The sequence below is a fragment of the Pseudoalteromonas translucida KMM 520 genome (assembly GCF_001465295.1).
In the GTDB taxonomy this organism is placed as follows: domain Bacteria; phylum Pseudomonadota; class Gammaproteobacteria; order Enterobacterales; family Alteromonadaceae; genus Pseudoalteromonas; species Pseudoalteromonas translucida.
Map to the genome: position 1 here is coordinate 1,680,839 of NZ_CP011034.1, position 19,763 is coordinate 1,700,601.

At 39.0% G+C, this 19,763-nt stretch carries 17 protein-coding genes and 5 pseudogenes; 13 read left to right on the forward strand and 9 right to left on the reverse strand.

The features are described 5' to 3' along the window. Positions 1-66 precede the first annotated feature (66 nt). From PTRA_RS07925 to PTRA_RS07945, 5 genes are read left to right on the forward strand one after another with little or no spacing between them, the layout of a single operon-like run. Positions 67-1,224, forward strand: a complete 1,158-nt coding sequence (locus tag PTRA_RS07925; protein WP_011328136.1) for an acyl-CoA dehydrogenase family protein — start codon at positions 67-69, stop codon at positions 1,222-1,224. Positions 1,225-1,234: 10 nt separating this feature from the next. Next, positions 1,235-2,032: an enoyl-CoA hydratase gene (locus PTRA_RS07930; protein WP_058373353.1), complete on the forward strand. Its 798-nt coding sequence runs from the start codon at positions 1,235-1,237 to the stop codon at positions 2,030-2,032. Beyond that, positions 2,032-3,174, forward strand: coding sequence for an enoyl-CoA hydratase/isomerase family protein (locus PTRA_RS07935; protein ID WP_058373354.1), 1,143 nt, complete (start codon positions 2,032-2,034; stop codon positions 3,172-3,174). The genes PTRA_RS07930 and PTRA_RS07935 overlap by 1 nt, the downstream gene beginning before the upstream one ends. 4 nt (positions 3,175-3,178) lie before the next feature. Then, positions 3,179-4,069, forward strand: a complete 891-nt coding sequence (gene mmsB / locus PTRA_RS07940) for a 3-hydroxyisobutyrate dehydrogenase (protein ID WP_058374566.1) — start codon at positions 3,179-3,181, stop codon at positions 4,067-4,069. Between the two features lie 9 nt (positions 4,070-4,078). Beyond that, positions 4,079-4,849, forward strand: a complete 771-nt coding sequence (locus PTRA_RS07945) for an SDR family oxidoreductase (RefSeq protein ID WP_058373355.1) — start codon at positions 4,079-4,081, stop codon at positions 4,847-4,849. A gap of 74 nt (positions 4,850-4,923) precedes the next feature. Here the strand turns inward: PTRA_RS07945 and PTRA_RS07950 are convergent, their stop codons facing one another. Further along, positions 4,924-5,886: an integron integrase gene (locus PTRA_RS07950; RefSeq protein WP_058373356.1), complete on the reverse strand. Its 963-nt coding sequence runs from the start codon at positions 5,884-5,886 to the stop codon at positions 4,924-4,926. A 242-nt stretch (positions 5,887-6,128) separates the two neighbouring features. Here PTRA_RS07950 and PTRA_RS07955 point away from each other — a divergent pair, with 242 nt between their 5' ends. Then, entirely contained in the window at positions 6,129-6,827 is a 699-nt protein-coding gene (locus PTRA_RS07955; protein WP_058373357.1) for a hypothetical protein, read from the forward strand. A gap of 28 nt (positions 6,828-6,855) precedes the next feature. On the opposite strand, the gene PTRA_RS07960 is transcribed toward PTRA_RS07955, so the two are convergent. After that, positions 6,856-8,124 (reverse strand): IS110 family RNA-guided transposase, encoded by a 1,269-nt coding sequence (locus PTRA_RS07960; protein ID WP_058373358.1) that lies wholly within the window; start codon positions 8,122-8,124, stop codon positions 6,856-6,858. 389 nt (positions 8,125-8,513) lie between these two features. Between PTRA_RS07960 and PTRA_RS07965 the strand changes: the two genes are divergently transcribed. From PTRA_RS07965 to PTRA_RS07975, 3 genes are read left to right on the forward strand one after another with little or no spacing between them, the layout of a single operon-like run. Continuing rightward, positions 8,514-9,557 carry a hypothetical protein gene (locus PTRA_RS07965; RefSeq protein WP_058373359.1) on the forward strand — a complete coding sequence of 348 codons (1,044 nt, stop codon included), beginning with the start codon at positions 8,514-8,516 and terminating at the stop codon, positions 9,555-9,557. A gap of 31 nt (positions 9,558-9,588) precedes the next feature. Further along, positions 9,589-10,941 carry an AAA family ATPase gene (locus PTRA_RS07970; RefSeq protein ID WP_208855525.1) on the forward strand — a complete coding sequence of 451 codons (1,353 nt, stop codon included), beginning with the start codon at positions 9,589-9,591 and terminating at the stop codon, positions 10,939-10,941. After that, positions 10,941-11,888, forward strand: a complete 948-nt coding sequence (locus PTRA_RS07975) for a DUF4435 domain-containing protein (protein ID WP_058373360.1) — start codon at positions 10,941-10,943, stop codon at positions 11,886-11,888. The genes PTRA_RS07970 and PTRA_RS07975 overlap by 1 nt, the downstream gene beginning before the upstream one ends. Positions 11,889-11,932: 44 nt before the next feature. On the opposite strand, the pseudogene PTRA_RS07980 reads toward PTRA_RS07975, so the two are convergent. Next, a pseudogene (locus PTRA_RS07980) lies at positions 11,933-12,412 on the reverse strand (transposase); the annotation flags it as partial. Between the two features lie 73 nt (positions 12,413-12,485). Then, positions 12,486-13,145: pseudogene (locus PTRA_RS07985) on the reverse strand (transposase); the annotation flags it as partial. 269 nt (positions 13,146-13,414) lie between these two features. Here PTRA_RS07985 and PTRA_RS07990 point away from each other — a divergent pair. Then, positions 13,415-13,834 (forward strand): peptidoglycan-binding domain-containing protein, encoded by a 420-nt coding sequence (locus tag PTRA_RS07990; RefSeq protein WP_058373361.1) that lies wholly within the window; start codon positions 13,415-13,417, stop codon positions 13,832-13,834. An 86-nt stretch (positions 13,835-13,920) separates the two neighbouring features. Here PTRA_RS07990 and PTRA_RS19365 read toward each other — a convergent pair. Further along, positions 13,921-14,215: pseudogene (locus PTRA_RS19365) on the reverse strand (group II intron maturase-specific domain-containing protein); the annotation flags it as partial. A gap of 83 nt (positions 14,216-14,298) precedes the next feature. Between PTRA_RS19365 and PTRA_RS07995 the strand changes: the two are divergent. Together PTRA_RS07995 and PTRA_RS08000 are read left to right on the forward strand one after the other, a co-directional pair. After that, positions 14,299-14,578, forward strand: a pseudogene (locus PTRA_RS07995) (type II toxin-antitoxin system RelE/ParE family toxin). Beyond that, a complete protein-coding gene (locus PTRA_RS08000; protein WP_058373362.1) occupies positions 14,578-14,874 on the forward strand; it encodes a HigA family addiction module antitoxin in 297 nt (98 codons plus the stop codon). Before PTRA_RS07995 ends, PTRA_RS08000 begins: the two are co-directional and overlap by 1 nt. A gap of 36 nt (positions 14,875-14,910) precedes the next feature. On the opposite strand, the pseudogene PTRA_RS19420 reads toward PTRA_RS08000, so the two are convergent. Together PTRA_RS19420 and PTRA_RS08005 are read right to left on the reverse strand one after the other, a co-directional pair. Further along, positions 14,911-15,120 (reverse strand): annotated as a pseudogene (locus PTRA_RS19420) (hypothetical protein); the annotation flags it as partial. A gap of 133 nt (positions 15,121-15,253) precedes the next feature. Further along, positions 15,254-16,138: a LysR family transcriptional regulator gene (locus tag PTRA_RS08005; protein ID WP_058373363.1), complete on the reverse strand. Its 885-nt coding sequence runs from the start codon at positions 16,136-16,138 to the stop codon at positions 15,254-15,256. Between the two features lie 271 nt (positions 16,139-16,409). On the opposite strand from PTRA_RS08005, the gene PTRA_RS08010 reads away from it, so the two are divergent. After that, a complete protein-coding gene (locus tag PTRA_RS08010) occupies positions 16,410-17,240 on the forward strand; it encodes a sulfite exporter TauE/SafE family protein (protein WP_058373364.1) in 831 nt (276 codons plus the stop codon). 131 nt (positions 17,241-17,371) lie between these two features. On the opposite strand, the gene PTRA_RS08015 is transcribed toward PTRA_RS08010, so the two are convergent. Next, the gene (locus PTRA_RS08015; RefSeq protein ID WP_058373365.1) at positions 17,372-18,421 is read right to left on the reverse strand and encodes a methionine synthase; all 1,050 of its coding nucleotides are present in this window, start codon (positions 18,419-18,421) and stop codon (positions 17,372-17,374) included. A 70-nt stretch (positions 18,422-18,491) separates the two neighbouring features. Further along, positions 18,492-19,466 (reverse strand): DUF1852 domain-containing protein, encoded by a 975-nt coding sequence (locus tag PTRA_RS08020; RefSeq protein WP_058373366.1) that lies wholly within the window; start codon positions 19,464-19,466, stop codon positions 18,492-18,494. Positions 19,467-19,763 lie beyond the last annotated feature (297 nt).

Sequence of the window (19,763 nt, forward strand, 5' to 3'; positions counted from 1 at the left end):
CTCCTATTACCTTCGTTGCTCTTCACTAATCACCTAGACAACACATAACTAATTGAAGAGGTCTATATGGACTTTAATTTATCAGATGATCAGCAAGCATTTGCTCAAACAGCACGTCAGTTTGCTGACTCAGAACTCGCACCTTACGCCGCTAAGTGGGACCGCGAACATATTTTTCCTAAAGACACGATTAAAGCTGCAGGCGAACTTGGTTTTTGCGGCCTTTACACGCCAGAAGAAGCCGGTGGACTTGGCTTATCGCGCTTAGACTCAAGCATTATATTTGAACAACTTGCTATGGGCTGTACAGCAACTACCGCCATGTTAACCATACATAATATGGCCACTTGGATGGTAGCAAGCTTTGGTACTGACGCCGCTAAAGACAAATACTGCGAACAACTGGTTACAGGCGACTTACTGGCATCGTATTGTTTAACCGAGCCAGGCTCTGGCTCAGACGCCGCATCGCTAAAAACCAAAGCAGTACGCGATGGCGACGAATACGTAATTAACGGCTCAAAAATGTTTATTTCGGGCGCGGGCGAAACCGAAGTATTAGTGGTGATGGCGCGCACCGGATGCGATGGCCCTAAAGGTATTTCGGCCTTTATAGTACCAGCCGACGCTAAAGGCGTTGAATACGGTAAAGCCGAAGAAAAAATGGGCTGGAACGCACAACCTACACGCTTAATTAGTTTTGAAGATGTGCGTATTCCGGCGCATAACTTATTAGGTGCAGAAGGCGAAGGTTTTAAATTTGCTATGCAAGGGCTTGATGGCGGGCGCATTAATATTGCAACTTGTTCAATTGGCACGGCGCAAGCGGCGCTTAATACGGCCCGCGAATATTTAAAAGAACGTACTCAGTTTGGTAAACCACTAGCCGCGTTTCAAGCACTGCAGTTTAAAATTGCCGATATGAATACCGAGCTTGTAGCCGCGCGCCAAATGGTAAGGTTGGCTGCATTTAAGCTTGATAATAACGACAGCGAAAAAACCACGTATTGCGCCATGGCAAAACGTTTTGCAACCGATGTAGGCTTTACAGTATGTAACGACGCCCTGCAAATTCATGGTGGCTATGGTTATATTAAAGAATACCCATTAGAGCGCCATGTACGTGATGTACGTGTACACCAAATTTTAGAAGGCACTAACGAAATAATGCGCGTTATTATAGCGCGTCGTATTTTAGCAGAGTCAGCCAGCGAAGTTTTATAAGGAGTTATTTATGTCAGAGTCAAATACTAAGTCTAAACCTAGCATTGAATTAACGACCGAAGGTCATGTAGCCATATTAACTATGTCAAACCCGCCAGCAAATACCTGGACCAAAGACACATTAATTGCCTTAAAAAACACCGTTAATAAGTTAAACAAAAATAAAAATATTTATGCATTAGTGCTTACTGGCGAAGGTGAAAAGTTTTTTAGTGCAGGTGCCGACTTAAACTTATTTGCCGGTGGCGATAAAGGCGTAGCCGCCGAAATGTCGCGCGTATTTGGCGAAGCATTTGAAGCACTTAGTAACTTTAGAGGCGTGTCGGTTGCGGCTATTAATGGCTATGCCATGGGTGGTGGTTTAGAAGTAGCACTCGCGTGTGATATTCGTATTGCCGAAGAGCAAGCACAAATGGCGCTTCCTGAAGCTAAAGTAGGTTTACTACCGTGCGCTGGTGGTACACAAAACCTAGCATGGCTAGTAGGCGAAGGCTGGGCAAAACGCATGATTTTATGTGGCGAGCGCTTAAAAGCCGACAAAGCACTGCAAATTGGCTTAGTTGAAGAAGTTGTTCCACAAGGCGAAAGCTTTGCTGCAGCGCTTAAACTAGCTAACCAAGTGGCCGATCAAAGTCCGTCATCGGTTACAGCATGTAAAACATTGATTCAAAAAGGGCGTCATCAGCCTATGGCGAGCATTTTACCGCTAGAACGTGAATTGTTTGTGGCCTTATTTGACACCGAAGATCAGCAAGAAGGCGTAAGTGCCTTTTTAGAAAAGCGTCGTGCAAATTGGGTGAACGGCTAATGAGCGGTTTAACATTATTAAATCATGCAGATGACGCAGTCGTATTCGAAACGGCAACCGCGTCAAACGGTGCTTTAATAGCGTTTGCCACGCTTAATGCACCAAAGTCGTTAAACGCGCTTAATTTTGAAATGATCAAACTATTAGAGCCGCAACTAAAAGCATGGGCGCAAGATAGCAGTATTGCCATGGTGGTATTAAAAGGCGCAGGCGACAAAGCTTTTTGTGCTGGCGGCGATGTTGTAAGTTTGCACCACGCTATGGCGCAAGGCAGCGCAAGCGACTTAGTAGAAGATTTTTTTACGCAAGAGTATCGCCTTGACTATTTAATTCACTGTTACGAAAAACCATTATTAGTGTGGGGTAACGGTATTGTAATGGGCGGCGGTTTAGGCTTAATGGCTGGTGCAAGCCACCGCGTAGTTACCGAAACATCGCGTATAGCAATGCCTGAGCAAACTATTGGCTTATACCCAGATGTTGGCGGCAGTTATTTTTTACATAAAATGCCTCACAGTGTTGGGTTGTTTTTAGGGCTTACGTCAGCGTCTATAAACTGCGACGATGCCCGTTTTGTTGCCCTTGCCGATCACTATGTAAAAGCAGATAAATACGATGCTCTTTTAGCGGGTTTACTCAGCATTAAGTGGGGTAAAACGGCCAGTTTAAATCACGAAAAACTTACTACGCTGTTAACCGATTTAGATCAGCAATCAGGGCGTTTACCTAAAGGTAATATCAAAGCTAATTTGGCAACCATTCAAGAACTTGCTGAGTTTACTACGCTACAGCAACAGGTTGACTATATTTTAAACTTAAACACAGACGACAAATGGCTACTAAAAGCGCAAAAGTCGCTTAAGCATGGTTGTCCGCTAAGTTGTGCATTAGTAAGCCGCCAATTAAAAACCAGCAAAGGCAAAAGCCTTGCTGAGTGTTTTAGAATGGAGCTAGGTATGTCGGTACGTGCCGGCGAAGTGGGCGAGTTTCAAGAAGGTGTGCGTGCATTGTTAATCGACAAAGACGGTGCGCCAAACTGGCAATATAAAACACTCAGCGATGTGCCAAGCACAGTGGTAGATAGCTTTTTTGAAGATCGCTATGGCAACAACCACCCACTTAAACAATTACAACAAGGCTAAAGCTATGAGCAAACTCAATATAGGATTTATTGGTTTAGGCAATATGGGTGGGCCCATGGCGGCAAACCTTATTAAAGCAGGGCACACAGTAAGTGTGTTCGACTTAAACCAAAATGCAGTTAACGAGCTAAAAAGCAAAGGTGCAAACGCAGCCGCAGATGCCACGCAATGTGCCAACAACGTAGACATACTTATTAGTATGTTACCTGCCGGTAAGCATGTTAAAGCGCTTTATTTAGGCGAAGACGGACTAATTAACAGCTTAAACAAAACCACTTTAGTTATTGATTGCTCAACCATAGATGCCGAATCGGCGCGTGTGGTTGGTAAAGAGTTAGCCCAACAAGGTATTAGCTTTGTAGATGCTCCGGTATCGGGTGGCGTTGCAGGCGCAACCGCCGGCACACTTACCTTTATTGTAGGTGGTGATAAAGCCGCGTTCGACAAAGCCAATACTGTGCTGGTTGATATGGGCAAAAATATTTTTCATGCTGGCGATATTGGCGCAGGGCAAGTAGCAAAAATATGTAATAACATGCTATTGAGCATTTTAATGGCAGGCACCAGCGAAGCACTACAAATGGGTATAAATAATGGCCTAGATCCTAAAGTGCTTAGCGACATAATGACCGCAAGCTCAGGACGTAACTGGACGTTAGAATTATATAACCCGTGTCCGGGTGTAATGGAATCGGCTCCTGCAAGTAACGAATATAAACCAGGCTTTATGGTCGATCTAATGGCGAAAGATCTAGGCTTGGCAATGGAAGCGGCAAAGCAAAGTAAATCAGCCACGCCAATGGGTTCAATGGCTAACGACTTATACGCTACATTGCAGCACCAAGGTGCAGGCACTGAAGATTTTAGTGCCATATTTAAATTATTTTCGAAGTAGAGGTAACGCGTGGAAATTAAAAATAACACGGTAGTAATAACCGGTGGCGCACAAGGCTTAGGTTTTGCTATGGCGCAAAAGTTTGCAAAAATGGGCGCAAACATTGCCCTAATCGATATGGCGCAAGATGCACTTAACACAGCAACCGAGCAATTAAGTCAACTTGAAGGCGTGACTACGCGTATTCAAGGCTACGCCGCCAACGTTACCAACGAGAGCGAAATGGAAGCGGTATTTAACACCATTAATAGCGACTTTGGCCATATTGGTGTATTGATCAACAACGCCGGTATTTTACGCGATGGCATGTTTATTAAAGCTAAAGACGGCAAAGTAGTTAAAAAAATGTCGCTTGAGCAATTTCAATCAGTAATAGACGTAAATCTTACTGGCGTGTTTTTGGCAGGCCGCGAAGCCGCCAGCCATATGATTGAGTCGGGCAAAGGCGGCGTTATTATAAATATGTCGAGCGTAGCGCGCGCCGGAAACATAGGGCAAACAAACTACGCAGCCTCTAAAGCAGGCGTTGTAGCGCTTACTACTACATGGGCTAAAGAGCTTGGCCGTTTTGGTATTCGCGTAGGCGCAATTGCACCAGGTGTTATAAGCACCGCAATGACCGACGTAATGAAACCAGAAGCTAAAGAGCGCATGCTTAGCGTAACCCCAGTAGGGCGTTTAGGTGAAACTGCAGAAATAGCCCATACCGCACAATATATTATCGAAAACGACTTTTTTACCGGTCGCGTAGTAGAAATAGACGGCGGCATTCGTTTGTAACATACTCAGATTTAAGATTAATTAAAAAAGCATAACTCTTGTGGGTTGTGCTTTTTTGTTTTAAATAGAGAAGCTTATAATCTTGAAAAAGGGCTAATAACACCATTAGCACCTTGTTGTAAAACATGGGTATATATTTGTGTAGTACGAACGTCACTGTGCCCAAGTTGTGTTTGTACTGTGCGTATATCAGCGCCGCTTTGCAGTAAGTGCGTAGCGAATGAGTGGCGCAAAGTATGTGGTGTAACGTGTTTATTAATGTGTGCATCAAAAGCCGCTTTTTTAACAGCACGCTGTAATTGCTTTTCATCAATATGATGGCGCCTTAGTTGTTTACTCTCAGGATCAATACTGAGTTTATAAGATGGAAATACATATTGCCAACCCAGCTGTTTGTTATGATTTGGATATTTTTTACGTAATAAATGCGGCATATACACGCCACAAAACAGCGGGTTATTTAGGTCCAATTGTAAATAATTATCGACTAATTGAATTTGTGTTCGTATTTGTGGTATCAGCTCCTCTGCAAGCGTTACAACACGATTTTTGCCCCCTTTACCATCCCAAATTCGAACACAGTTATAATCAAAGTCAATATCTTGTATCCGCAAACGTAGTACCTCCATTAACCGCATACCGCTACCATAAAGTAGTGCACACGCTAAATAATGCTTTGTAATACAGTGTTTAAATAACGCTGAAACTTCTGTTTGTGTAAGCACAACGGGTAATTTTCTAGACCGTTCACTTTTTACAAAATCTAATGATAATGAGAGAGGACTTTTAATTATTTCTTTATATAGAAAACTTAGCGCATTCAATGCCTGGGATTGTGTGCCTTGCGCTACATTTTGCGAGTTTACTAAATGATTTAGATATAACTCCACTTGAGTATCCCCCATAGAGCTTGGGTGTTGCATATTATTAAAGCGGATATAGGCAGCTATCCAAAACAGATAAGCTTCAATAGTGCTCTTTGCATAACGCTTGCTATACATATGATCTTTAATCATGGTTAGGAAGATAGACTTCATAAATGATATTCAATTATTTAAATCAGATACTGTATATATAGACAGCTGTTTGTATTTTGTCTAATAACATTATTAAAAGTCGTTTTGGGGCATTTTAACAAAGGCAATTTTATAACACACGTAATTACCTGTTTACATTAGAGTTGTTTGGTGGAACTATTAAGCTATGTAATATACGCCGTTTTGGGGGGTTATAACCCCCCAAAGTGGTGTTCAATAAGCTGTTATAAGTTTTGGAAAGTATGAGTATATCAGCAGAGAAACGACATAGAGTTTTAATTAAATTTATGGATGAAGAATATGTAGAAAGCTTCATTAATGAAGGCCTGATATTTATGAATAATATCCAGTTCTTTCGAGAGTATGAAGATTCAGATCCCGCATTACGTGGCGATGCGAAAGAAGGCCTTCGCGCAAGTTACTTGCCTGAAAATATTACATTAGAACTAAACGGTAGAACCTTGACTGCTCTTGTTGGTAAAGTTGAACTTCGAGAATCTCATCAAAATGAAACTAACATTTACAGCATGACCATTGTAAGTGATGCTGACATATTAGATGCAGGTGAAAAAGGTTTATATTTATCTGAAGATTTCAATAAATTTGGAAACAAAGCTGTTTTTATTGGTGGTAGCGATATCAATATTTTTTGGAACAGAGTCACTGAGGCGATAAATAATAACGAAGATTTATTTACGTTAGAAGAAAACGTCGCGAAAAAGGTGACTTATGTAGATGCTAGTGAACATCATAGCGAATTAAATGTTTTCACTAAGTTTTCCGAGTACAAATGGCAACATGAATGGCGAGTTGCACTCAAACAAATTTCGTCGAGTGGTCCCTTAGAGTTAAGAGTCGGCAACCTATCAGACATTGCTCATATCACTGGTACTAAATCTTTAATACAGCAACCTTTAAAACTCGTGCAAAACAACTTATAACAACACGCCCTGAGGTGGACAGCAAGCACTAAAGTTCACTTTCCACCGCAAATTTTAACAGCGGTGATCCCTTACTTTTCAATGCGATTAAGTAAGTTGATTCATCGTAGGGCGTATGTGTTTTCCAGCACCTAAATAGTATTCTTATCCACTTAAATGCTAATGATCTGATGATGGTATTATGGGGTTTTCCTTTGGCCTCTTGCTGCCGATAATATGCTTTTGCCCAAAATGAATAACGCACAGATAATCCTGCCCATTCAACAAATGTTTGCCTTAAAAATTTAGTGCACGAATATCGCCAGTGTATCCATTCCTTCTTGCCACTGCGCTCGGTAACAGGGGCAATGCCTGCGTATTTTTGTATGTCAGCAGCGCACTTATAACGGTCACGATTTGACCCCATAGCGGCTAATAACCGAGGCGCTAATTGTGGTCCTGCACCTGGTAAACTATCAAAAATAGCGCGATCTGAATGTTGCTTATAAAGCGTTTTAATTTCGTTATCAAATCGGGTTATTGCCTGCATTAGATGTTTGAGTTGAGGAACGAGGCATTCAATAAGCAATAAGTTTGGCGTGATCACGGCCATATCATCGGTGAGAATTTCAGCATCCTTTATTTCTTTTATCCGCTTTTCATTAACGAGTGGGTAGCGGGAGTTATGTTGATTAAAGAAGTCGAGTAGTGTTTGCTTTCTCGCTTTTTTAGCGTGAGTAAGAGATGGCCAACGCAGTAAAAAGTCACAGAATATTTGAGTGTCCTTTTCTTTAAACCAATCAATCACGTGGGGGTAATAATTTTTTAGCGTTGTGGCTATTTTATTGGTTAAATTAACACGATCTTGTACTAATTTACGTCTGTATTCGACAAGCTGTGCAAGGCACCTAACTTCTTCTGTGTCAGGTCTAATAACCGTTAATTTATCCATGTGAAGTTGTAGAATTTCAACTTGAATAATCGCATCAGTAGGATCATCTTTAGCCCCGCTGTGCGAAAATGCTGCACGGTATTTGGCGACACTTGATGGGTTAATCACAAATAATATAATGTGCTTAAATTTACTGAGTGCATATATAAGTGGACCTTTTTTTAGCTCACACGCGACAGCAACGGGTCTGCCGTTGTAGCGTTGTTTTAACTCAAGCGCCCATGCATTAATTGACTTAGGTTCAGAGGAAATCACACTTAAATGTTGTGTGTTTGTGTCGCGGTTTATTTCACAAATATCATGTTTACGGTCGGCCCAATCGATCCCGATAAGGGCAGCAAAACCTGAGACGTTAAAGGCTTCCATTTTGGGCCTCCTAGAGGTAAAGTGAAAGAATAAATAGAGGCTAATAGTGTTTCTCGCAAGTCTTATAGATAGTCGGCATTACGACAATCCCTGAGTATGCGTATTGAAACAAATTACTCCTGTTGATCCGAAAGTCTTGTTACAAACATTGATTGTTTCCGCTCAAATATTCGTGATCAACAGAAGCATATTCCATGTATTAATGAGATAGGTAAATACATTAATTAATGGAACGGAGTAACTATAAGTTGCTCAAGCAGGACAAAATACAGTTGGTTTTTTGCTCGTGCCTCACTTATTTTAACCAACTATATTTTGCCTCTTAGCAAGGCGTTAGCTGACTAAACTGGCATTTGAACTAAATTCAGGATTTTGGAAAATGGATAAATATGAGTAACAATAAAACTGCTTTAAAAGTATCTGATAAAAGCATAGAAGAAGGAATTGCACAGGGTAACTTCAAAGAAGATGGAATCCTAATTCGTGATGTATCAAATGGACAAGTTGTAAAGGTGCTGAAGCAGAAAGAAGAAAGTTTGAACCACATCCCTTCAACCTTCATTCAGGTGCACCATAATTATATATATCAGGCCGACCTTTCTCCTATCCTTGAAGCTATTTCACATGAGAGAGAGTCAAGCCTATACAACGAATTAGAAGAACAATATAACTTAGTGTTAGATTATTTGGATTCTTTTAATACTTATGATACTGGAATTGAAAAAGTTCATCAGATCTGTCTTGAAATTTCAGTGTCATTTGATAATAAGATAAGGAGAGAGATTGAAGCTTTAGATATTGATGAGCTTGAAAAAATAGATACGGAAAGATTTGTTGGCTCATTAAATGCGTATGTTAAGATCCTATTCTCATATATCGTCAGTACCTACATCCTTCATAGGGATAAGTTCTCAAAAGATAAAGTAATTATATCTAAAATTCTTAGTTTTGAAGGGGCTGTTAGATCACTCTATGAACAGGTTCTTGCTAAATCTAGCAAACAAAAGAACAAGGATGGGGAATTAATAAATATTATACCCATGGAGGAGTCTCTGTACAGCATGTACTTGTTTGATGATAATTATGACCTCCATGACCTCGATCGACTAGTCTCGTATGATTCAAGGTTCTCAACATCACTTCAAGTGATTAATTTCTTCAAAAAACACTTAAAAAATGGCAGCTTTCAGGGGGAAGGCTACGGCTATAGGGATAATGACGATGAATTAAAAATATCCATTAGGTCTAAAAGGATATCAAAAGAAAGCAATAGAAATAAGATGGCTATCGTTCTTTTAAGAATACTAGAAGATATTGAGAAGTTGAAGGAAATCAGAGAAGAGGTAGTAAGCTTAAAAAATCTTTCAAATGAAGATGTATTGCAGAATTTCAGTGCTACGTCAGCTAACAAGAAAAATCAGTCGGACGCGTAAACGCGCCGCTGTTTTTGGCGTTAGCACTACAATGAATATTCATCAATTAACTGGAGAAGTTATGATAAAGGAATTCTTTATTACAGAACTCTATGAAGAGAGAAATGTAAGAATAAAATTCGACGATCCATATAAAATATTAGTAGCTGAGAATGGTTACGGTAAAACAACCATTTTAAACTCTTTTTATGCATTATTATCTGGTGAAATTTCGAAGCTAAGAAAAATTTCTTTTGAAACAGTAGGCATAGTGTTTAGCGATGGAGAGACTATATGCTTCAAAAAATCAGAGTTTGATGCTGATCTGGCTTTAATTCGGGAGCACCCTCTGTTTGAGCATATTGAATCAAGGTTTGGGCAGGAGTTCATTTTACAACTAATTGATGATGTTAGGCGTTTCCCAAGCCATAGAATGGAAATGTCACCTGTATTTAGGAGAGTGGTTGATGAACTTGACTTGCCAGCTAGGGTTTTAAAGGATAGCTTACGAGAAATTCGCCCAAAAGGCTTCAATAGAAAAAAAGTAAAGTCATCAACACAAAATAAATTAGAAAGTATTGCTAATAAAGTGAATTTGAAGACTTTATACCTTCCTACATATCGAAGAGTCGAAGAAGATATTAGAGCTTTTAATAGTTCCGGGAAGGGCACTTTAGATGAACATAGTTCAATCAATTTTGGGATGCGTGATGTTCAGCTGAGTATTGAAAAAATAACCTCTGAAATTTTAAGTTCATCAGTTGAATGGTTTTCGAAAATAAATGGAGAAATGCTGAGTCAGTTAGTAAGTGGATTCTTAGTCACTCCTGAAATGAAGACTTCAATTTCTGATCCCAAAGCAGTTGAAATTGTGCTTGAGCGTATTGGTAAGCATATTTCTGAACCTCAGAAAAAACAAATATTAGATTTAGTTGAGACAGGAAAAATTCAGAATGATCATGATCCTCTAATATATTTTGTAAGTAACCTTTTAAAGGTATATGAGCAACAGCAAGAAAACGATGAAGCGATTCAAAAATTCACAAATGTATGTAATAGGTATCTAGTAGATAAAGAAATTATTTACGATGAAAGTAATGTGACTATTGATATTGTTAGAAAAAAGAATAATAGAACGGTTGATATTGAAAGTTTGTCCTCTGGTGAAAAGCAAATTATTTCATTGTTTGCATTGTTGTATCTTCAAAAGAAAGAAAACCTAGCTATTTTCTTTGATGAGCCTGAATTATCCCTATCTATGGAGTGGCAAAAGACTCTGCTACCTGACATTGTTAATTCTGGAAAATGTAAATTTCTTTTTTCAACTACTCACTCTCCTTTTATTTTTGAAAATGAACTTGAAGATCATACTGTTGATTTGTTTGAGTACATTGAGGAATTGTAATGTCTAGAGTTGATGTGCTTAAAAAATCTAGGGATTCCATTTCAGTAAAGTTTTTAGAGTTTACTAGAATTGTCTCGAAAGGGGCTAATAAGGTAGCTGTATTTTTTGAGGGTGAAGACGAGAAATATTTTTCAGTAAGAATTAACAACATACGTCCGGACATACAATGGTCGGGCGTTAATTCTAAAGGGAAGTCAAATGTAATAAAGTTAAGAAATAAAATACGGAAACACTCTACTTATCAGAATGCTTCGTGCTTATTCTTTGTAGATAGTGATTTTGATTGTAACTCCGATATAAATGGTTTTAATGATATATATATAACGCCATGCTATTCAATCGAAAATCTCTTTTTGTCAAGCGCAACTTTTGAAAGAGTGATGACAGCTGAATTCGGTTTATCTGATGTTTCAGAAGAGCATAAATGCTACCAAAGAGCTTTAGAGGTATATGACACGACCAAAGAGAGTTATCTACAAGTGATTAAGGAATTTAATTACCTTATTAGAGAATTAAGGAATATGGAAAAAAATGGGGCATTGAGTAGCAGACTTAATATTAATAATTTGAATATTAGTGACTTAATATCAGTGAATTTAGGGAGTGTTTCTAAAGAATACGATGAAAGTAAACCAATAACTCTATTTCCAGAACTTCCTGAAAATCTCCAAGTTTCACTTCAAAGCTCTGTTGAGCACTTTAATGATCTCTGTTTTGAGCAATGGTTTAGAGGGAAGCAACATTTGGAATTCCTTAGAGTCTTCTTAGGAAGAATTAAAGAAGATAGATGTAAGAAAAAAGACAGAACGATATTTCATGCTAAAGTCAATGTAAAATTGAGTTTAACTAAGGCAAATTGTATTTCAGAATTGAGTCAGTATGCAGATACACCGACTTGTTTAAAAGAGTTCTTAGAAAGACAAATACTAGATAAATCAGTGGCCTAATAAACAGTAGTGCTAACAACACGCCCTGAGGTGGACAGCAAGCACTAAAGTTCACTTTCCACCGCAAATTTTAACAGCGGTGATCCCTTACTTTTCAATGCGATTAAGTAAGTTGATTCATCGTAGGGCGTATGTGTTTTCCAGCACCTAAATAGTATTCTTATCCACTTAAATGCTAATGATCTGATGATGGTATTATGGGGTTTTCCTTTGGCCTCTTGCTGCCGATAATATGCTTTTGCCCAAAATGAATAACGCACAGATAATCCTGCCCATTCAACAAATGTTTGCCTTAAAAATTTAGTGCACGAATATCGCCAGTGTATCCATTCCTTCTTGCCACTGCGCTCGGTAACAGGGGCAATGCCTGCGTATTTTTGTATGTCAGCAGCGCACTTATAACGGTCACGATTTGACCCCATAGCGGCTAATAACCGAGGCGCTAATTGTGGTCCTGCACCTGGTAAACTATCAAAAATAGCGCGATCTGAATGTTGCTTATAAAGCGTTTTAATTTCGTCATCAAATCGGGTTATTGCCTGCATTAGATGTTTGAGTTGAGGAACAACACGCCCTGAGGTGGACGACTAGTAAAATTTAGCTATTAATTGCAAATTTTAAAAGTGGTGAGCCTCTGCGTTTTAATGCAGCTAAATACGTCGATTCATCGTAGGGTGTATTCGTTTTCCAACACCTAAATACAATCCTTATCCATTTAAATGCCAGTGATCTAATAATGCTGCTATGCGGCTTACCCTTGGCTTTTTGTTGCTCATAATACGCTTTAGCCCAAAATGAATAACGAATAGAAAAGCCTGCCCATTCTACAAATGTTTGCCTTAAAAAAGTGGGGCAACTATAACGCCAATGCGTCCACATCTTTTGACCACTGCGCTCAATAACAGGCGCTATACCAGCGTACTTTTGAAGTTCTGCAGCATCATTGTAACGCGCACGATTGCTCCCAAAAGCAACAAGTAAACGTGGGGCGAGTTGTGGACCTGCACCGGGTAAGCTATCAAATATCTTTTTATCTTGCTGGGCTTTATAAGCCGATTTTATTGCTTTATCGAGCTTTTCAATACCTTTTAATAACACTTTAAACTGCGTAATAAGCACTTCAACGAGCATTTGATTAGGCACAATGACTCCTTCATCCAGAGTTAATGGCATCGCATTTTTAATACTGTCTAGTCGTGCATTATTGACCGTGCAATAGTGTGAGTTATGACTCTCGAAAAAGTCGAGTAAAAGTTGGCCATCGCTACGCGATTATAGCCAACCATTTTTATCCGCTTAGCAAGGCGTTGAGGCTGTAGAATTACTCTTTTTTAAGAAAAACAGCCTGTTTTATGGGTTCCAAATGCATTACCTAATGCTCTAAAAACGCTTAGAATTAATTGTAGGAGCTCGTTTTTTAATAGATTTTGGCTGTTGGAGTTATTCTACAGCCTCGTTAGCTGGCTTTTGATATTAGTCACACCTCAAAGTAAGTTGTATTTAATTAATATAGAAAGGACTCAGAAATGAAAAAATGGATTATCGTACTGCTAATAAGTTTTAGCTTTATTTCAATTCAGTTTGCAAATGCCACTAGTGGAAGAACAAACTCATCAGGCTGTCACAATAGTAAAAAAGTTGGCTATCATTGCCATGGGACACCTAAAACATCAAGTTATAAGCCTAAAAGTACGACTTATACATCAAAAAGTAAAACTACAACTAGCTACTCCTCAGCAAGTAAAAAAATTAATGAAATAGATAGCCTTGTTCAAGGTATTCAAATTCAACTTAATGTGCTCGGTTATAAAGTAGGAAAAGCTGATGGTATTCTGGGTAAAAACACAATATCAGCCATTAAAAAGTTTCAAGCCAATAGTCATCTCTTGGTTGATGGCAAGCCAACAACGGACTTGTTGGTAAAATTAGTCTTAGCCAATAGTTAAGTGTAATCAGCCAACTAATCGGGTAGCCGGAGGTCTCTAACCTCCAGCCCCCACACCACCCATCATGCGGGTCCGCAATGTGCGGTTCATCTCCCGTGACGAATACCGATCCAAATATCTCTCAATGACACTAAACCTTGTGACGCTAAATAGTCATTACCTAGCGCAATGTTAATTCTTTTTTTTTTTGAGCTTCTACAAGGGCCTTTACTGGTGATACCACAGGCTATGGCGAGCCGTTCGCTAACACCTAGTTTTATTAAACTGCGTATTAGTGCGTGGTTTACGCTATTGCCGCCAGTAGCACATTCATATCCTACGGCGGATCCAATGATCTAAATCCACCGTTAGCTGATAAGTATTGGCTACTAGATAATAGTGTCGTATCAGCTAGTTCGTCTTTAGCCTACGCTTGATATGATATTCCCATCGACAACTGATGCGCATCACGCTACACTTATTACATGATTAAATCTTTTAAGCACAAAGGCCTTAAAAAAATACTTCCAAACTGGCAGCGTCTCCGGTATTCAGGCAAAGCATGAACGTAAATTACGTATGCAACTTGCCGCAATAGATACCGCACAAGAAATTGATGATATCAATTTACCAGGCTTTAAGTTACATCCATTAAAAGGGAATCGTGACGGAGTTTGGTCTATTACTGTAAATGGTAATTGGCGTATTACTTTCGAGTTTATCGATGGTAATGCTTATATTTTGAACTATGAGGACTATCACTAATGAGTATGCATCATAATCCACCACATCCTGGGGAGTTTATCTATGACGTTTATTTGGAGCCTTCTGGCTTTAGCTGCCGTTATTTAGCTAAACAGTTGGATGTTGCATCGTCGACTTTAAATAGAGTTCTAAAAGGTCAAAGCGCTATCTCACCTGAAATGGCACTTCGCTTATCTAAAGCAATTGGCAGAACTCCTGAGAGTTGGCTATCAATGCAAGATAACTACGATCTCTGGCATGCTAAACAGAAAATAAATTTAACCAATGTCCACTGTGTAAATTTTGCAGGGGCATAAAAATATAGCAATACGCCCTGAGGTGGACAGCAAGTATTAAAACTTACTTTCCATCGCAAATTTTAAAAGTGGTGAGCCTCTGTGTTTTAAGGCTGCTAAATACGTTGATTCATCTTAGCGTTTTCCAAAAAATAAAAGGACAGGCATAAAATATTTGCCAGTCCCTTTCTAACACCTAAATACGCTCCTTATCTATTTAAATGCCAGTGAGCTAATAATGCTGTTATGTGGTTTACTTTTGGCTTTGTTACTTAAAATGCACTGTGGTGAATTCAATCAGCTATTTACAACCCCCAGCCTGCACAGCTGGGTTTGTACTAAACATGTGGGTAGGATAACGCGCTAATGAGCCCACACTGTGCATATAATTTGGCTATGGTTATGTTGTTTTTTTAGCTTGGTCAATAAAGTCATTTAAGTAGTCTATATGCTGCTCGTTGTTACGAATACCGACAAATATTTGTTTGTTAATACCTTGCTCTCCAAACCTTAGGCTTTTGATAGGCATTGTTTTAGAATACTCGTCTACTAGCCAGCCAGGTAAAGCACAAATACCGCGACCCGCAGCGACCATTTGCAGCATAATTTCGGTTGTTTCAATGGTTTTATGTTTTTTTACTGAGCACTTTGCCGGATTAAGAAACTGGCTAAAAATATCAAGCCTTAGTGGCTCTACAGGGTAACTAAACAATACTTCTTCGCTTAGTTGCTCGGGTAACACAAACTCTTGCGTTGCAAGTTTATGGGATTTAGCAACTACGAGTCTGTGTTCGTAGTTAAACACAGGTATATAGCTTATTTTAGGTTTAAAAAGTGGATCGGGTGTTATTAGTACGTCAATTTCGTAGCTTAGTAATGCACCTAAAGCGCCAAACTGAAACTCCTGCTTTACGTCAATGTCTATGTCTGGCCAATGCTCTAAATAGGGCTCAATTACTCTAAGTAACCATTGGTAACAAGGATGGCACTCCATGCCAATGCGTAGCGAGCCCAGTTCACCTTTGGCAATTTGATTTAGTAATAATTCAGTATGTACAAACTGCGGTAATACTCTGTTTGCCAGTGTTTGAATGTGCTCACCAGCCGCTGTAAGGCGCAAATTTCGACCGTCTTTTTTCCATATTGGCGTACCAACTTGGCCTTCTAGTTTTTTAATACTGTGACTTAGTGCCGATTGCGATAAGTACAACGAATTTGCTGCCTTAGTTAGGGTTCCATGTTCTTTTATGGCGGTTAGTATTTCTAAGTGGATCCTTTCCAGCACAAGTTAACTCCTATCTTTAATTTAGCTTTAATGATGACTGATATTCATTGGTTGATGAAATTATATCATTTTATCAGGCAAACAAGTTTATTTACTATTAAGGTGGGAATAACTAATTATAACAAAGCGTTATATTAAACTTAGCGAGAGCTGAGTTGGTAGGACTTGCTAACGTTATTGTTATATTTAAAAACCAAAAAGCAGGGGCTGTAATTACCTCGTAAATTGACTGAAAGGTCTTTGTTGTGATTAAAAATAGAAGTAATAATTAATGAATATCATTGAATTTATAACAAGTAATATATCAACTTTGTTGGCATTGGTAGCCACAGGCGTATTTGCCGGTATTTTAGCTGGCTTACTCGGTGTGGGCGGTGGAATTGTAATTGTGCCTGTGTTGTTTTTTTTGTTTCAGAGCTTTGGAGTATCGCCCGAGTCTGCAATGTTAATTGCAACAGCAACGTCTTTGGCAACCATAGTGCCTACATCTATTAGTTCAATTAGGTCTCACAATAAAAAAGGCAATGTAGACTTTAGCCTTTTAAAACGTTGGGCTGCATTTATTCTTATAGGTGTATTGTTGGGTAGCTGGTTAGTTACCCGGGTTGATGGCAAGTTGCTTACGGTGCTGTTTGGGGCAATAGCGCTGTTATCTGCACTTAATATGCTGTTTAGAACGGGTAAGTCGGCGTTATATCAAAGACTACCAGGTACAGTAGGGCAAAGTTTTATGGGCGCATTTATTGGTTTTTTAAGTTCTATGGTGGGGATTGGCGGCGGTACTATTTCGGTGCCATTACTTACCTTATATAACTATCCTGCTCATAAGGCTGTTGGTACTGCTGCAGCAATTGGGTTAATTATTTCATTGCCTGGTGCGCTAACTATGTTGATATTGGGCAGTACGCCAATTGATGCGCCCGCGGGGACTTTTGGTTTGGTTAATTTATTTGGTTTTGCGTGTATTGTACCGCTAACCGTGTTGTTTGCGCCTGTAGGGGCGTCGTTAGCTGCAAAATTAGATGCAGGTAAACTGAAGAAGGTATTTGCTTGTGTACTATTAATTACTGGTTTACGCATGTTAGCGCAAGTTTTTTTATAGGTTTTTAATTTAGTTATTGTTTGTTTATAAAAAGAATGCGCGGTATAGAGATCTCTATACCGCGCATTCTTTTTATAAAAACTATATTTAAGTGCTAATACTAGTTGGATTATATAGATTGATTTATAGGATTAACGTTTGTTAGCTAGTTCTTTGCGGATTATTTCTGCTCCTGCACTTAAGGCATTTAACTTAGCGTTTGCTACATTACGCGCTAAAGGAGCCATACCACAGTTGGTACAAGGGTAGAGCTTATCGGCATCAACATATTTAAGCGCTTCGCGCAGGGTATTAGCAACTTCTTCGGGTGTTTCTATGGTGTCGGTTGCTACATCAATAGCGCCTACCATCACTTTTTTGCCGCGAATAAGTTCAAGTAGCTCCATTGGTACATGAGAGTTATGACATTCTAGCGAAATAATATCTATATTTGATTGCTGTAACTTAGGAAACGCTTCTTCGTATTGGCGCCATTCTGAGCCTAATGTTTTTTTCCAATCGGTATTGGCTTTAATGCCGTAGCCGTAGCAAATATGCACCGCGGTTTCGCATTTTAGTCCTTCAATTGCGCGCTCTAAACAGGCAATGCCCCAGTCATTAACGTCATCAAAAAACACATTAAATGCCGGTTCATCAAATTGGATAATATTTACCCCTGCGGCTTCTAGCTCTTTGGCTTCTTGATTAAGAATTATGGCAAATTCCCACGCAAGTTTTTCGCGACTTTTATAATGATCGTCATAAAGGGTATCTATCATTGTCATTGGGCCAGGCAAAGCCCATTTTATTGGCTGGTTAGTTTGTTGGCGTAAAAATTTAGCATCTTCAACAAAAACCGGCTTTTGCCGACTAACAGGGCCAACAACCGTTGGTACACTTGCATCGTACCGATCGCGAATTTTAACGGTTTTACGCTTTTCAAAATCAACACCGTTGAGATGCTCAATAAGGGTGGTAACAAAGTGTTGCCTGGTTTGCTCGCCATCACTGACAATATCAATGCCTGCTTGTTGCTGATCGTGTAATGACAAGCGTAGGGCGTCTTGCTTACCTTCAATTAATTCATCGTCTTGTAATTTCCAAGGCGACCAAAGTGTTTGTGGTTGTGCAAGCCAAATTGGTTTAGGCAAGCTGCCCGCAGTTGACGTAGGTAATAGTGTATTGCTAATAAGTGTTTTCATAATAAATAGTGCCGTATATTTAAAGTTATAATTGAACCTAGCTATAGAGCGGCGCAGTTAAGCGCCACTTTTAAACGTAATTGGCAGAGAATTGTTCAAGCACAGTTTGGTATGGCTTAATTAAGTGCTCTTCGGTAAACTTTCCCTGCTGACTGGCCATTTGGCTACGTTCTTCTCGATCATAAACAATTTGTGTTAATGAATGATCTTGGTTGTTTAAATTTGGCTGATAAGACTTTCCTGCAGGTGCATTTGCATTGTAAATTTCAGGTCGATAGATTTTCTGAAATGTTTCCATGGTACAAATGGTGCTTATAAGTTCAAGGTTAGTGTAATCATTAAGCAGGTCACCAAAAAAGAAAAATGCTAAAGGCGCTACACTGTTTGGTGGCATAAAGTAACGTACCTGCAAGCCCATTTTTTTGAAATATTGTTCGGTTAAAGACGACTCGTTTGGCAGGTATTCAACGCCTAAAATTGGATGCTGGTTTTGAGTTTGATGATACGTTTTGTTATCAGAAACACTAATACATATTACAGGTAGTTTATTAAAATTTAGTCTGTAAGTACTTGAGTTAATAAAATGCTGAAACAGCTTGCCGTGCAGCTCGCCAAAGTTATCTGGGATACTAAATTTAGCTTGGTTTTTATTATGATTTTGCAGTAATACGCTAAAGTCATAATCGCGCACATAAGAGGAAAAGTTATTGCCTACAATGCCTTCAATGCGTTTATTGGTTTTATGATCAACAATAATTGTTTTTAATATTTCTATTGACGGAAAAGTATTACCACTGCCTTTAATATCTAAATCTACAGAAATAATCTCGAGTTCGACAGAGTAACGATCTCCATTTTCGTTATCCCAATTCGCTAAAGCATTAAAGCGGTTATCAATCATTTTTAACGCGTTGCGCAAATTAGCTTGGCGGTATTTTCCTCTGGCCAAGTTAGCAAAGTTGGTTGTAAGGCGCGTATCGTTAGATGGCTGATAACTTTCATCAAGAGAAGTGCTCTTAATAGTAAATTTAAAGTCTTTTTTCATGATTTTTGGTATCCATTTATATAATTAAAGCTGAATTTTTTGTTTAACTTCTGAGGTTTTCGGTAATATCTTCAGATTTCCGTGTCAGTAGTCACCATATTATTTTTTATTTTTACCTAAAGGCTTAATTGCAACCAAATGCAGTACGGCCAAAGGTAGAAGCAAGAATGTATTTTATACGTTGTTACTGTTATGAATAAAACTGATTTAATTTCATTTATATATGAGCGTTGTTCATGAGTTGTTTTTCTTGTTAGTTTTCTGCGTTTATTAGCATTGTTGTGGCTTTGTAAAGTG

Bases quoted from the DNA above. Each gene is read 5' to 3' on its own strand.
- PTRA_RS07925 (WP_011328136.1), top strand. From the start codon at position 67: ATGGACTTTAATTTATCAGATGATCAGCAAGCATTTGCTCAAACAGCA.
- PTRA_RS07930 (WP_058373353.1), top strand. From the start codon at position 1,235: ATGTCAGAGTCAAATACTAAGTCTAAACCTAGCATTGAATTAACGACC.
- PTRA_RS07935 (WP_058373354.1), top strand. From the start codon at position 2,032: ATGAGCGGTTTAACATTATTAAATCATGCAGATGACGCAGTCGTATTC.
- mmsB (WP_058374566.1), top strand. From the start codon at position 3,179: ATGAGCAAACTCAATATAGGATTTATTGGTTTAGGCAATATGGGTGGG.
- PTRA_RS07950 (WP_058373356.1), bottom strand. From the start codon at position 5,886: ATGAAGTCTATCTTCCTAACCATGATTAAAGATCATATGTATAGCAAG.
- PTRA_RS07955 (WP_058373357.1), top strand. From the start codon at position 6,129: ATGAGTATATCAGCAGAGAAACGACATAGAGTTTTAATTAAATTTATG.
- PTRA_RS07960 (WP_058373358.1), bottom strand. From the start codon at position 8,124: ATGGAAGCCTTTAACGTCTCAGGTTTTGCTGCCCTTATCGGGATCGAT.
- PTRA_RS07965 (WP_058373359.1), top strand. From the start codon at position 8,514: ATGAGTAACAATAAAACTGCTTTAAAAGTATCTGATAAAAGCATAGAA.
- PTRA_RS07970 (WP_208855525.1), top strand. From the start codon at position 9,589: ATGAATATTCATCAATTAACTGGAGAAGTTATGATAAAGGAATTCTTT.
- PTRA_RS07975 (WP_058373360.1), top strand. From the start codon at position 10,941: ATGTCTAGAGTTGATGTGCTTAAAAAATCTAGGGATTCCATTTCAGTA.
- PTRA_RS07990 (WP_058373361.1), top strand. From the start codon at position 13,415: ATGAAAAAATGGATTATCGTACTGCTAATAAGTTTTAGCTTTATTTCA.
- PTRA_RS08000 (WP_058373362.1), top strand. From the start codon at position 14,578: ATGAGTATGCATCATAATCCACCACATCCTGGGGAGTTTATCTATGAC.
- PTRA_RS08010 (WP_058373364.1), top strand. From the start codon at position 16,410: ATGAATATCATTGAATTTATAACAAGTAATATATCAACTTTGTTGGCA.
- PTRA_RS08015 (WP_058373365.1), bottom strand. From the start codon at position 18,421: ATGAAAACACTTATTAGCAATACACTATTACCTACGTCAACTGCGGGC.
- PTRA_RS08020 (WP_058373366.1), bottom strand. From the start codon at position 19,466: ATGAAAAAAGACTTTAAATTTACTATTAAGAGCACTTCTCTTGATGAA.